Annotated in this window: 13 protein-coding genes and 1 pseudogene; 4 read left to right on the forward strand and 10 right to left on the reverse strand. The window is 66.1% G+C overall.

Going from position 1 to position 13,251, the window contains the following annotated elements; translation table 11 throughout:
• The first annotated feature begins 85 nt into the window (after positions 1-85).
• The 3 genes from TK49_RS19035 to TK49_RS24810 all read left to right on the forward strand — a co-directional run bounded on the left by TK49_RS19035 (position 86) and on the right by TK49_RS24810 (position 1,275).
• On the forward strand, positions 86-724 hold the full coding sequence (locus TK49_RS19035; RefSeq protein WP_045220344.1) for a TetR/AcrR family transcriptional regulator: 639 nt from the start codon (positions 86-88) through the stop codon (positions 722-724).
• Positions 724-1,014 (forward strand): PEP-utilizing enzyme, encoded by a 291-nt coding sequence (locus TK49_RS19040; RefSeq protein ID WP_045219064.1) that lies wholly within the window; start codon positions 724-726, stop codon positions 1,012-1,014. Before TK49_RS19035 ends, TK49_RS19040 begins: the two co-directional genes overlap by 1 nt.
• 114 nt (positions 1,015-1,128) lie before the next feature.
• Positions 1,129-1,275 (forward strand): hypothetical protein, encoded by a 147-nt coding sequence (locus tag TK49_RS24810; protein ID WP_164491387.1) that lies wholly within the window; start codon positions 1,129-1,131, stop codon positions 1,273-1,275.
• 56 nt (positions 1,276-1,331) lie between these two features.
• Here the strand turns inward: TK49_RS24810 and TK49_RS19045 are convergent, their stop codons facing one another.
• From TK49_RS19045 to TK49_RS25230, 5 genes and pseudogenes are all read right to left on the reverse strand, one after another.
• On the reverse strand, positions 1,332-2,018 hold the full coding sequence (locus TK49_RS19045; RefSeq protein WP_045219066.1) for a Fe2+-dependent dioxygenase: 687 nt from the start codon (positions 2,016-2,018) through the stop codon (positions 1,332-1,334).
• Positions 2,019-2,065: 47 nt separating this feature from the next.
• Positions 2,066-4,300 carry a TonB-dependent receptor gene (locus tag TK49_RS19050; RefSeq protein WP_045219068.1) on the reverse strand — a complete coding sequence of 745 codons (2,235 nt, stop codon included), beginning with the start codon at positions 4,298-4,300 and terminating at the stop codon, positions 2,066-2,068.
• Between the two features lie 275 nt (positions 4,301-4,575).
• The gene (locus tag TK49_RS19055; protein ID WP_045220346.1) at positions 4,576-5,970 is read right to left on the reverse strand and encodes a ClcB-like voltage-gated chloride channel protein; all 1,395 of its coding nucleotides are present in this window, start codon (positions 5,968-5,970) and stop codon (positions 4,576-4,578) included.
• A gap of 51 nt (positions 5,971-6,021) precedes the next feature.
• Positions 6,022-6,339, reverse strand: coding sequence for a YciI family protein (locus tag TK49_RS19060; RefSeq protein WP_045219070.1), 318 nt, complete (start codon positions 6,337-6,339; stop codon positions 6,022-6,024).
• Between the two features lie 83 nt (positions 6,340-6,422).
• Positions 6,423-7,420, reverse strand: a pseudogene (locus TK49_RS25230) (quinone oxidoreductase family protein).
• A gap of 198 nt (positions 7,421-7,618) precedes the next feature.
• Between TK49_RS25230 and TK49_RS19070 the strand changes: the two are divergent.
• Positions 7,619-8,491, forward strand: a complete 873-nt coding sequence (locus tag TK49_RS19070) for a LysR family transcriptional regulator (protein ID WP_045220347.1) — start codon at positions 7,619-7,621, stop codon at positions 8,489-8,491.
• A gap of 75 nt (positions 8,492-8,566) precedes the next feature.
• Here TK49_RS19070 and TK49_RS19075 read toward each other — a convergent pair whose 3' ends face one another.
• The 5 genes from TK49_RS19075 to TK49_RS19095 form a co-directional block, all read right to left on the reverse strand.
• On the reverse strand, positions 8,567-9,292 hold the full coding sequence (locus tag TK49_RS19075; RefSeq protein ID WP_045219072.1) for an ABC transporter ATP-binding protein: 726 nt from the start codon (positions 9,290-9,292) through the stop codon (positions 8,567-8,569).
• Positions 9,289-10,086, reverse strand: a complete 798-nt coding sequence (locus TK49_RS19080; protein ID WP_045219074.1) for an ABC transporter ATP-binding protein — start codon at positions 10,084-10,086, stop codon at positions 9,289-9,291. Before TK49_RS19080 ends, TK49_RS19075 begins: the two co-directional genes overlap by 4 nt.
• A gap of 10 nt (positions 10,087-10,096) precedes the next feature.
• On the reverse strand, positions 10,097-10,996 hold the full coding sequence (locus TK49_RS19085; RefSeq protein WP_045219076.1) for a branched-chain amino acid ABC transporter permease: 900 nt from the start codon (positions 10,994-10,996) through the stop codon (positions 10,097-10,099).
• A gap of 13 nt (positions 10,997-11,009) precedes the next feature.
• Positions 11,010-11,891, reverse strand: coding sequence for a branched-chain amino acid ABC transporter permease (locus TK49_RS19090; RefSeq protein ID WP_045219078.1), 882 nt, complete (start codon positions 11,889-11,891; stop codon positions 11,010-11,012).
• 108 nt (positions 11,892-11,999) lie between these two features.
• Complete coding sequence (locus TK49_RS19095; protein ID WP_045219080.1) at positions 12,000-13,160, reverse strand: ABC transporter substrate-binding protein; 1,161 nt, start codon at positions 13,158-13,160, stop codon at positions 12,000-12,002.
• Positions 13,161-13,251 lie beyond the last annotated feature (91 nt).

Below are 13,251 nucleotides of genomic sequence, written 5' to 3' on the forward strand. Positions count from 1 at the left end.
AGACTCGGGGGCGGCCCGACGTACGCCTGGCAATATTTTTGAACGACGTATAAAATTATGCATCGTCAAAAATTATGTGCCGATCATGCCGTCCATCCCGTTCCCCATCGGAACCGGCCGCCGGGAGCGCAAGCGCCTCCAGACGCTGGACCACCTCGCCGCCACGGCATTCGCGCTGTTCGAGCAGCACGGTTACGACGCGGTGACGATGGAGCAGATTGCAGCGCAGGCCGATGTCTCCAAAGGCACGCTGTACAACCACTTTCCGCTCAAGGAGGCGCTGCTGGCGCACCGCTTCCATGCCGAGCTGGCCGAGGGCGGTGCGCAGTTGCGCCCGCTGATTGAAGCGCAGGCGGATTTCGCGTCGCGGCTCTCGGTGCTGCTGTCTGCCTCGGCCGACTGGTGCAACGTCCGGCGTCCCTACCTGGCCGCGTACTTCCGCTACCGCTTCGCCAGTGCCGACCCCGCCGATCGCAGCCATGATGCGGACAAGCGCAGCGGGTTCGAAGCGGTGTTCATGGCGCTTATTGACGCGGCCCAACGCGCGGGCGAACTCGATACCCGGCTTGGGGCGGAGCATCTTGCCGGGCTGCTGGAGTACCTGTATCTCGGCGCGCTCATGCGCTGGCTGGCGCGCCCCGATACGGGCGCGCGCGACCTGCACGAAGGCTTTGCCGCCGTCATCGACCTGTTCCTGCACGGCGTCGCCCGCAAGGGGGCCTGATGGAAGCGCGCCTGGTCGACCACGCCGCGGCCGGCACCGGACTGCAGGCGGGCGACGTGCTCGTCGCGCCGAGCACCGACCCGGCCTGGACGCCGCTCTTCCTGAAAGCCAGCGCGCTGGTCATGGAAACCGGCGGCTATCTCTCCCACGGCGCGATCGTGGCGCGCGAATTCGGCATTCCGGCGGTGGTGAATCTGCCCGGCATCCGGGCGCAGCTGAAGAACGGCGACGCCCTCCGGGTGGACGGCAACGCCGGCGTCGTCTTTCGAGTGGAAGCGGAATCACGTTGATGTGGCGATGAGGCAACAACGGCACACCTGGTTTGCTGCGATGCAATATTCGGACTAATATTCGGGTATTCCCTGTTAGGGTTATCCCTAGTCATCGCTCAGAAAGGAACCGCCATGAAAGCCGCCGTCCTCAATGCTGCCCCCACCTCCCGCTTCGCCCGCTTCTGGCAGATCGTCCGCCGTGAAGCCGCCCGAGCCGTCGCGCTGCACGTGGAAAGCTGCGGCATGATGGCCGAGCTGTATCGCCGTTCGGGCCGCTAAGCGCCGCTGACACAACCGGGCGCGGCGCGGCCATCACGGCTTGAAGCCGGCTCGGATCAGGTTTCGCTCCACTGCCGCATGAGGTTGTGATACACGCCGATCAGCGTGCGGCGCGCCGTCTCGTCGGCGCCGGTCTGGTTCAGCGTCTGGATGGCGTTGTCCAGGTCGAACAGCATGGCGCGCTGCGCGTCATCGCGGACCAGGCTCTGGATCCAGAAGAAGCTCGCCACGCGCACGCCGCGTGTGATGGGCGTGACCTGGTGCAGGCTCGTGGCCGGATAGATGACGAGGTCTCCGGCATTGAGCTTGACGCTGTGCATGCCATAGGTGTCTTCGATCTGCAGTTCGCCGCCGTCGTAGCTGGCAGGATCTGACAGGAACAGCGTGGCCGAGATGTCGGTGCGCAGCTTGCGCCCGTCGTGCGGGTGGATGCGCACACTGCCATCGACGTGCGCGCCGAAGGTCATGCCCTCGCCATAACGGTTGAACATCGGCGGGTACACCACATTCGGCAACGCCGCGCTGATGAAGCGCGGATGCCGCTCCAGCACGCTCAGGATGAGCTGCTGGCACTGGAGGGCCACTTCCGAGCCCTCATCGATCTGCTGGTTGTTCTTGACCGGCGCCCCGGAATAGCCGGCCGACACGCGGCCATCCACCCAGGCATCGCCCGCGTTGTCGAGCAGGTCGCGCAGCGCAGCCACCTGCGCGGCGTTGAAGACGTTTGGTATGCAGACCAGCATGGCGCTCAGGACAGAAGGATGAGCCCGAGGGCCCATCCCCCAAGCCATTACATGCGATACACCACGGACAGCATCGCCGCCCGACCGGTCCCCGGCACGGCGCGACCGCCATCGGACGGAATCAGCGCATCGTAGTATGTCTTGTTGAACACGTTGAACAGGTTCAGGCGCACGTCGTACTTGGGCTGGTGGTAGGCCAGCATGGCGTCCCAGCGCACGAAGCCGCCCGCCTGCACGGTGTTGGTGTTGTTGGCGTAGCGCTGCGACATGTAGAACGCGCCGGCGCCCACCTCCCAATTCGGCAGGAACGTGTAGCTCGTCCACACCGTGGCCGAGTGCTTGGGCGTGTTGGCCGGCACCATGCCCTGCGTACCGGCACCGATGCCGTTGACGATCTGCGCGTCGAGGTACGTGTAGCCCGCGAAGAGCTGCAGCTTGTCGGTCAGGCGGCCCGCCGCGCCGAGGCGTGCGCCGCGCACGCGGATCTTGCCCGCCAGCGTGTATGTCGTGCTGTCGACCTGCGTGCGGGCGTTGTCCTTGGTGATCTGGAAGAGCGCCGAGCTGACCGACAGGTCGCCGTTGAGCAGGTCCCACTTGCCGCCGGCCTCGTACGACTTGTTCTTCTCCGGGTCCAGGTTCTGCTGGCCCGTGGTGCCTACGAGCTGCTCCAATGACGGGTTGAACGACGTGCCGTACGACACGTAGTACGACTGCCAGTCCGTCGGCTGCCAGATGCCGCCCAGGCGCGTACTGACAAAGTTCACGGTCTGCTGCGCGTACGGCAGCGCGGTGATCTTGGCCGACGCCGGCGTATTCGCCGCATTCAGCGAGTTCGAAATGCTCGCCACGTAGCGGTCATAGCGCAGGCCGGCGACGGCCTTCCATTGCTTGGTGAATTCGATCGAATCGTTGAAGTACGCCGCTACCGTGTTGGCCGAGCCGCCCTGCAGGTTGCCCAGGCTCGACGGCGTGCTCGCCGGCGACGTGGTGTAGCTGGGGCTGACCAGCGGCTCGCACGAGACAAAGCCGCTCGTCATGCTCGACTGCGCCAGCGGCGTGCCGTTGCACGAACCGTTGCGATAGTCATTCTGGTTGTCGTAGCCGTCGTGGCCGAACTCGGTGCCGACCAGCAGCGTGTGCTTGACCGAACCCGTATCGAACTTGGCCGTCAGCTCGGTCTGGTTGAACAACGAGTAGTCACGGATGCGGCGGTCGTGGCTTTGCAGGCGCACCGACAGCGCCGACAGCGGCAGATTGCTGTTGGTCAGGGCCGTGAACACGCCCGACGAATTGACCGTACCCACTGCGTTGGGCGCCGTCTCGCGCGCGTCGGTCTGCACGTAGTTGAACTGCGTCTGGTTGCGCAGGCGCAGGTTGGGCGAGAACTTGTGATCGATATTCGCCGAGAACGACGCCACATCTTGCGTGGTGCGGTCGTCGGTGTAGCCGTAGTACGTCTTGGGGCTGACGTTGACCGGGTGGCCGTTGAGGTTCGGCAGGCCGTAATCCGGCATGTCGCGGTTGTGCTGCAGCAGCGCGGAGAGCGTCACCTCGGTCGGCGTGCCAATGCCGAAACGCCACGACGGGGCGACGCCGAAATCCTGCGCGGTCATCTCGTCGCGCGTGCTCGTCTTGCCGTTCTGCGCCATCGCGGCGATGCGGAAAGCGGAAGTCTCGGACGTCGGCGTGTTGACGTCGGCAGTGGCGCGCACCAGGCCGTTGGTGGTGACCGAACCGGTGATTTCCGTGGCGGCCTTCAGCTTCGGCTTCTTCGTCACCTGGTTGATGACACCGCCCGTCGAACCGCGGCCGAACAGCATCGACGACGGGCCCATCAACACTTCCACCGAATCGAGGGCGAACAGGTCACGGTAGTACTGGCCGCGATCCCGGAAGCCGTCGAGGTAGATGTCGGTACGTGCAGAAAAACCGTTCAGGTTGATGTTGTTGCCGATCTGCCCGCCCTCGGCCGCACCGATGGTGATGCCTGGCACGTTGCGCAGCGCATCGGCCAGCGAGCTGCCGCCTTGCGCATCCGTCAGCGCCTTGGGCACGACCGTCACCGATTGCGGCACATCGCGCAGGTTCTCGGGCAGCTTGGAGATGGAGCTCTTGACGGCGTTGTAGTCGTCGCGCGGCGCGGTGCCCTTGACGACGGCTTCAGGCAGCGTGGTGGTGGCCGTGGCTGCCACCTGGGCGGGCGCGGCTTGTTGGGCAAGAGCAACGGCGGGCGTGGCAGACAACGCCAGCAGGGCGCTGGCGATCGGGGTACGGCGGTTCATTGTCGTGGTTTCTCCAGCGGCGCCCTTTTTCTGTGAATGCCGGCCGCTGCGGGCGCCCTCCTGCGCCCGTGCCGCCGTGCACGAGAGCGCACTACGAATGTCGAGCGCAAATATAAATGATAGTGATTCTCAACAGCAACAACTTGTCGCACTTTCTTCAAAAAGTTCCCGAACGCGCACACCAGGAAGCGATTTATAGATCGCTTTTTCTTCTTTTTTGCTGAGAACGGAGGGTTTTGTGGCGGCCGATAGGGCGCCGCGAGCGCGAAGCGTACCTATTTCTGCGTAGCGCCTGAGGCAGAGGAAGCGTGTTGCGTATCGTCACGATTGCGCGCCAGCGCGCGCGCATACACCGACGGCGCGCCCGCCGCATGCGCGGTCACATAACCCGCAATGCACGCGAGCATGAGGGGCAGCACAACCTGATAGGACAGGGTCATCTCGAAGATCATCAGGATCGACATGAGGGGCGCATGCGTGGTGGCCGCCAGCAGCGCGCCCATGCCAACCACCGCATAGCTGACGGGCACCGGGGCCGCACCGGGCAACAGCGCGTGCATGCCCGTACCGTACAACAGGCCAAGCGCGGCTCCACAGAAGAGCGTGGGCGTAAACACACCGCCCACGGCGCCGGACCCCGCACTGGACGCCGTCGCCGCGACCTTGCAGACGAGGACGAGCGCCACCGTCTGCCACAGCCACGGCTCGTGCAAGAAGCCGTTGACCACGCTGTAGCCGTTGCCCCAGACTTCGGGCACGCCAATGGAAAGCGCGCCGACGATCAGGCCGCCGGCCGCGAGCCGCAACGGGAGCGGCAAGCGGGTCCGCGCAAATGCATCGCGCACGCGGTCGATGAGCCCCAGCAGCAGCGGGCCCGCCATGCCCGCCGCGAGGCCCAGCCCAAGATACGTCAGCACCTCCCAGCCCGAGACGAAATCGAAGTGCGGCATCTCGTAGACCGCGCCGTAGCCGAAGAACTGGCGCACCACGATGTCGGCCGTGACGGCCGCCACCAGCAAGGGCCCAAGCGTTGCCGTCGTGATGACGCCAAACACGATTTCGCAGACGAACACCGCCCCGGAAATTGGCGCGTTATATGCCGACGTGATCCCCGCGGCTGCGCCGCACGCCACGAGCAGGCGCAACTGCTCGACCGACACAGGCGTCCAGCGCCCCAACACCCGGCCCAGCAACGAACCGCACATCGCCGCCAGTTGCACCATCGGCCCTTCACGCCCGATGGATGCCCCGCTGGCCACCGAGCACAGCGACGACGCGCTGCGAACCAGGCTCTGCCGCGCGCTGAGCACGCCGTCGCCCACGGCAATCGCTTCCATGTAGTCTTCCGACCCCTTGCGGGGGATCCACCTCAAGCCCACCTGCAGTGTGATGCCGGCCAGCACCCCCCCGGCCGCCGGCACCACCAGGCGCGCCCACCACGGCAGTGCACGGGCCGTGGCCACCAGCCCCTGGTCCGTGCCCGAGAGCCACCATTGCAGATGGCGCAGGCACTCGCGAAACACGATCGTCGACAACGCCCCCGCGCATCCGATCACCCCGGCAATGACGAACACGAGGTGTTCGCGGCCGAACGGCAGCCGCGCGAGTACGCGTTGCCACCATGGCATGCGAACAGGTGAAGTGGGTGAGCGTGGCGGCGTGTCGGGCATGACGGTCCGGGACATGGCAGATCGCCATGATAGCGGCCGTGCCGCGCGGCTTTATGTCGAGGTCGCAACGACAGCGTCGGGCAGCCATGCCGAGGGTGTATCGGCGCTGCGGCGGTTCGGGCCCCATGCGATCACGCGCGCCTGCACGAGGTTTTCGACGACGAACGGATCGCGCGCAACGATGGCGTCGATCTCTTCCCGGGAAGCCGCGCGCGCGAGGATGCCGCCGCCTTCACGCGGAAAGAACGGCCCCGACATCAGGAAATGGCCGCTGGCGTAGTGCGCATCCAGATGCGCGCGGTGAGCAGGCAACACGCGGTCGAGCTCCGCGAGCGGCGCGGTGTAGGTAAAAAGAATCAGGTACAGCATGCACGGCTCCTTGTACGTGAGGTGACGGGTTGGCACAGCGGGACGCTTTCACCTCGCAAGGCGTCTCGCAGAAACGGGTACGCTCAGGGGCGCAGCAGCAGTGCGCCGGTCGTGTGGCCGGCCTCCAGCACGGCATGCGCGGCAGCAGCGTCTTCGAGCGGGTACGTACCGCCCAGCGGCACGCGCAGGCCTTCCAGCATGCGCTGCAACGCGGCCTGTGCGCCATCGCGGTAACGCGACAGATCGGCCATGTAGCGGAACACGCCGGGCCGCGCCAGCGCAATGGACCGCGAGGGCCCAAGCGCCGCAAGGTCCACCGTCTGCGTTTGCGCGTTCTCGACATCGCCGGCCTGCCCGATGCTCGCCACCATGCCGAACGGCCGCGCCACCGCCAATGCGGTGTGCAGCATCGGGCCGCCCACACCGTCGATGACGTAATCGACGCCCTCCCCGCCAGTGAGCTGCAACACGGCTTCGCGCATGTCGTGCTGTCGATACAGCACGACGTGGTCGGCGCCATGGGCAAGCGCGACGGCCGCCTTGGCCTCGTTGCCGACGGCGCCGATCACCCTGGTGCCGAGCCGCTTTGCCCATTGCACGAGCAGCGCCCCCAGCCGCCGGCGGCCGCGTGCACCAGCACCGTATCGCCCGGCTGCACCCGCCGCACACGGGTCAGCAGCATGTGCGCCGTGATGCCGCGAACCAGCGTCGCCGCCACGGTGTCGTCATCGAGCGCACCGGGCAGTGCAATCGCCCGCTCGGCCGGGATGTTGCGATGGCTGGCATACCCGCCGGGCGCCCCGTCGATGAGCCCGGCCCATGCGACCCGCTGGCCGACCACAAAGCCGCGCACGTCCGAACCCAGGGCTTCGACCACGCCCACGCCTTCCACACCCAACACGGCCGGAAACGCGGGTACCGGATACAACCCGGTGCGGTGATACACGTCCACAAAGTTCACCCCGACGGCGGTGTGCCGCACCGTCATCGCATGGGGAGCGGGCGGCGCGAGCATGACGCTGGCGGGCTGCAAACCCAATGCTGGTCCGGTTTCGCGGAGTTGAATGACCTTGGCAGGCATGGCAGGTGTCCTCGCAGAAATGGGTACGCTTTTCGATATCCGTGGTGTGGATGCCGCGTGTGTCACGTTGTGAAAGAAGCGTATTCCGTTCAGAATCGCCCGGGAATCCGGAAAAATTGACCACGTTCTGTGCAAAAACACACAGGTCGGGCTAAGCGTGCGCAGGCGCGCGCTGCGGCGGCCGAACCTTCTTCTTCGCTGCAGTGGGATGACGTGCGCTACTTTCTCGTGCTGGCGCGCGAGGGAAGCCTGTCGGCTGCGGCGCGGCGGCTCGGCGTGGAACACACCACGGTGGCACGGCGCGCCGATGCGCTCGAGCAATCGCTGGGGGTACGGCTGTTTGATCGGCTGCCGCGCGGTTGGCGCCTGACCGCGGAGGGCCATGCGCTGGCCGAACGCGCCGAACGCATGGAGCAGGAAGCCGCCGGCTTTGCGCGCGCAGCCGCGGGCGCGGGCAGCCTGCGCGGCACGGTCCGCATTTCGGCGCCGCCCACCATCGCCAGCCACGTCATCGCGCCCAACCTCACGGCACTGCGCAGGCAATGGCCGGGCATCGACGTGGTCCTGCTGGGCGAAAAGCGCAACGCCAACCTGATGGCGCACGAGGCCGATCTCGCCATCCGGCTGTCGCGCCCCACGGCCTCGACGCTGGCGACGCGGCCGCTCGGCAGCCTCGGCTACGGCCTGTACGCGACGGCTGAGGCAATCGCACGCCCCGAAGCCGAATGGGAATTCATCGGGTACGACGAAGGCCTGCGGCACGTGCCGCAGCAACGCTGGCTCGATGCATTCGCGGGCGAGCGGCGTGTGGTTCTACGCTGCAGCGATCTGCTGGCGATGCACGAGGCCGCGCTGGCCGGGTTGGGTGTGGCAGCGCTGCCGCACTTCCTGGGCGCGCCCGCAGAAACGGGTACGCCTTTGCGCCGGCTACCCATCGACGACCCTGCGCTGCACCGGGACATCTGGCTTGCCATCCACCCGGACGTGCGTCGATCGCCGCGCGTGCGCGCCGTGGCCGATGCCATGATCGCCTTGTTCGAGGCGCAGCGGCACGTATTGGCGGGGCATTGAGCGTACGCAGAAACGGGTACGCTTTGCAAAAAAAAACCGGCGCCGAAGTGGGCGCCGGTGGTGTGCGATGTGAGTTCAGCCGCCCAGATAGGCTTCGAGCACGCGCGGATTGCCGAGCAGGTTCTGCCCGCTGTCGGCCAGCACGATCTGGCCGGTTTCGAGCACGTAGCCGTGCTGCGCGATCTTCAGCGCCTGGCGTACGTTCTGTTCGACCAGGAAGATCGTCAGCCCTTCGGCGTTGATCGTACGCAGGATGCGGAAGATCTCCTGCACGATGATCGGCGCCAGCCCCATCGACGGTTCATCGAGCAACAGCACGCGCGGGCGGGCCATCAGCGCCCGTCCGATGGCAAGCATCTGCTGCTCGCCGCCCGACAGGTTGCCGGCCATGCCGTCGATGCGCTCCTTCAGGCGAGGGAACAGATGGAACACGCGCTCCAGGTCGGACGCGATCTGGCCGCGGTCCTTGCGCGTGTAGGCGCCGAGCTCCAGGTTCTCGCGCACCGTCATGGTGGTGAGCGTGGCGCGGCCTTCGGCCACCTGCACGATGCCGCGCTCCACGCGCCTGTGGGCCGACCACTGCGTCACGTCTTCGCCCTCGAACAGGATCTGCCCGCGCACCTCACCCTGCGCCTTCGGGATCAGGCCGGAGAGCGCCAGCAGCGTGGTGGACTTGCCGGCACCGTTTGCACCGACCAGCGAGGTGATCTCGCCCGCCCTGAGTGCAAAGTCGATACCCTTGACGGCCGCGATGTGCCCGTACGACACCTGCAGCCCTTTGACTTCCAGCAGCGTCGTCATGCTGTCTCCTTCTCTGCGGCGCCGGAACCGTCGGCTTCGTCGTCATCGCTGCCCAGATACGCCTCGATGACTTGCGGATTGTTGCGGATCGCCTCCGGCGGCCCCTCGGCGATGATGCGGCCGAAGTTCAGCACGGCAATGCGTTCGCACAGGCCCATCACGAAGCGCATGTCGTGCTCGATCATGAAGATCGTGTAGCCGCGCGCCTTGATGTTCTCGATCTCGGCCATGAGGTCGACCTTCTCGCCGGTGTTCATGCCGGCGACGGGCTCGTCGAGCAGCAGCAGCTTCGGCTCGGTCGCCAGGGCACGCGCGAGCTCGAGCTTGCGCTGGTCGCCGTACGAGAGGTTGTCGGCAATGTCGTGTGCCTTGTGGTCGAGCTTGACCCACGAGAGCAGCTCCAGCGCCCGGTCGCGCGCGCGGCGCTCGGCAGCGCGGTACTTCGACAGCGAGAGCAGCAGCCCCGGCGCGCCGTAGTCCAGGTGGCGATGCATGCCCACCACGACGTTCTCGAGCAGCGTCATCTCCTTGAAGATGCGGATGTTCTGGAACGTGCGGGCGATGCCCATCTGCGTGATGTGGTGCGGCTTCCTGCCGACGAGGTCTTCGCCGTTGAACGTGAGAGAGCCGCCACTGGGTGCGAGCAGCCCCGTGATCAGGTTGAACACCGTCGTCTTGCCGGCGCCGTTCGGGCCGATCAAGCCGAAGATACTGCCCTGCGGCACTTCGATGTTGACGTCCTGCAGGACCGACAGGCCGCCAAAGCGCTTGGAAATGGATGTGAGCTTGAGCATGGGGGCCTCCTCAGTGCGATTCATTGGAAGCCGCCGACGCGCCTGGCATGGTGCCGCCGCGCTTGACGCCAAACCAGCGCGCGAAACGCGCAGGATCCCAGATGCCCTTGGGCAGGAACAGCACGATCACCATCAGGATCACGCCGTTGACGACCAGGCGGAAATCCTTGAACGCGCGCAGCAGTTCGGGCAGCAGCGACAGGATCACGCTGCCGAGCACCGGCCCCATCAGGCCGTTCGTGCCGCCCAGGATGGCCATGGTAAGGATTTCCACGCCGCGGTCGAAGCCGAATTCGTTCGGGCCGATGAAGAAGGTCAGGTGCGCATTGAGTGCGCCAGCCAGGCCGGCAATCACCGCACCGAGCACGAACGCCAGCAGCTTGGTGCCGGCCACGTTGATGCCCATCAGCCCGGCGGCGGTCTCGTCCTCCTTGATGGCCTCGAATGCGCGGCCGACCTTCGAGCGGCGCATGCGTGCCAGCACGAACAGCGTGGCCGCCACGGCCAGCGCCACGTGCCACCACTGGGTGAGCTGCGGAATGCCGTTCAGGCCCAGCGCGCCGCCGGTCCAGTCTTCGGTGTTCAGGATCAGCACGCGCACCACTTCGCCAAAGCCCAGCGTCGCCATGGCCAGGTACACGCCGGACAGGCGCAGCGTCGGCCCGCCGATGACGAACGCCACCACAGCCGGTGCCGCCATGCCGCCCAGCACCGCCACCGGGAAAGGCAGCTCGGCATTCATCGTCAGCAGCGCAGACGTATACGCGCCGATGCCCATGAAGGCCGCGTTCGCCATCGCCAGCAAGCCGCACGAGAGCGTCAGGTAGATGGACAGCGCCAGCAGCGCGTTGATGCCCAGCGTCAGCACCAGGTTGCTGTAGACCGACCAGAAATTGTCGAACCACTCCATGTCGCCGGTCTCCTTATGCCTTGCGTTCCAGCACCTTGCCGAACAGCCCTTGGGGCCGCACCAGCAGGATCAGGAACAGCAGGCCGAACGCCACCGCATCGCGCATGGTCGAGCCGATGTAGGCCACCGACAGCACCTCCGCAAAGCCGAGGAAGAGCCCGCCCAGCATCGCGCCGCGAATGTCGCCCAGGCCGCCCAGGATGATGACGGCGATGCCCTTGTGCAGCATCGGCTGCCCCATCAGCGGGAACACCGCGTTGGAGTACAGGCCGATCAGCACGCCGGCAAGGCCGCCGAGCGCCGCCGCCGCGAACGACGTGAGCAGGAACAGCCCTTCCACGTTGATGCCGAGCAGCGCTGCCGCCTTGGGCGACTCCGCAATCGCCCGCAGCGCACGGCCGAGCTGCGTGCGCTTGAGCAGCAGCATGAGCCCGGCCATCAGCACAAACGACAGGACGATGATGCCCAGCTCCAGCGACGTGAGGTGAATGCCGCCAAGGTCCAGCGAGGCATCGGAGACGAGCCCGGACGGAAAGCGCAGGTTCTCGGCCCCGAACACGCCCTGCATGGCGTTGTTGATGGCGATGCCCGCGCCGATGGTGGCGATCATCGGGATCAGGTGAGGTGCGTTGCGGCGGCGCAAGGGGCGCAGCAGCAGCACATCGATGATGAGCCCGGCCACGCCGCTGACGACGAAGCCCACGAGCAGCGCCGCCCACAGCGGCAGTTCGAAATGCGTCACGACCTGCAGCGCCGCGTAGGCACCGAGCATGAAGACCGCGCCGTGCGACAGGTTGATCACGCCCAGGATGCCGAACACCAGCGTGAACCCCAGGGCGAACAACGCATACACGCAGCCAAGCGACAGCGCGTTGACGAGTTGCTGTTCCAGCATGATGAATCAGAGTGAGGTGTGGCCGCGTTTTGCAAAGCGGCCACAAAAAAAGCGATGGGGCGTAGGTTTAGCTACGCCCCGCTTGCCCGGTCCATAGAGAACCGAAGATTACTTCTCGATCGTGTACTTGCCGTTCTTGGTCACGCTCACGATCGGCGTCTGCACGGCGTCGTAGCCGGCCGGCTTGCCGCGCGCCGTCACCTGGCGGAACGCAAACGCGCCGGTTGCCCCGGTGTGCTTGACCGCCGGCAGCGCATCGCGGATGGCCTTGCGGTCCGCGGCGAGGTCACCGGTGAACTTCACCTTCTTCAGCGCGGCCGCCGCGATGTACATGGCGTCATACGCCTGCGCGGCAAACTGGTCCGGGGCGGCCTTGTACTTGGCCGTGTAGGCGGTGATGAACTTGCTGTTCTCGGGGGTGTGGTTCTCGATGGACCACGGGCTGCCCACCCACAGGTTGTCGGACTTGTCCTTGGCCAGGTCGAACACCTTGACCGAGTTCATGCCGTTGCCCCCGATGATGGGCACGTTCAGGCCGAGCTGGCGGGCCTGAACCATGATCGGACCGCCCTCGGCGATCAGCGCCGACAGCACGATGGCATCCGGATTCGTCGCCTTGATCTTGGTGAGCTGCGCCTTGAAATCCACGTCGCCCTTGGCGAAGGTCTCGGTGGTCGTGACGGGAATCTTCAGGTCTTCGAGCGCCTTCTTGAAGTTGTCGTAGCCGCTCTTGGTGAAGACGTCGTCGTTGCCGTACAGCACTGCGACCTTCTTCACGCCGGCCTTCTTCACCACGGTCTGGATCGTGGCCGGCAGCACGTCGGCTTCGGTCACGGAGTTGCGGAACACGTAGTCGCCGATGCTGGTGATGCCGTCCGCGGTGTTGGACGTGCCAAAGACGACCGTCTTGGCGCCCTGCGCGATCGGGTCAGCCGCCTGCGCGGAGTTCGACAGCGTGGGGCCGAACACCATCGTCACCTTGTCCTGGAAGATCAGCTTCTTGAAGACGTTGATGGCCTCTTCCTTCTTGCCCTGCTCGTCTTCGATCACCAGCGCGATCTTGCTGCCGTTGATGCCGCCGGCAGCGTTGATCTCGTCAGTCGCCAGCTGGAAGCCGTTGCGGATGGCCACGCCGTACTGGGCTGCGCCGCCCGACAGTGCTTCTGCCACGCCGATCTTGATGTCCTGGGCCGCGGTTGCCGCGCCCGTTGCGATTGCCGCCCCCGCAGCCACTGCCGTCAACAGCAGCCGTTTGATCGTGTTTTGCATGTGAACCTGCTCCTTGTTATCCGTCGCGATTGCGATGTTCCGAAGAGTGCGCTGGCCCAACACCGTCGCTCCTCCCCATGCGCCCTGCATC

This window comes from Ralstonia mannitolilytica (genome assembly GCF_000954135.1).
Taxonomy (GTDB): domain Bacteria; phylum Pseudomonadota; class Gammaproteobacteria; order Burkholderiales; family Burkholderiaceae; genus Ralstonia; species Ralstonia mannitolilytica.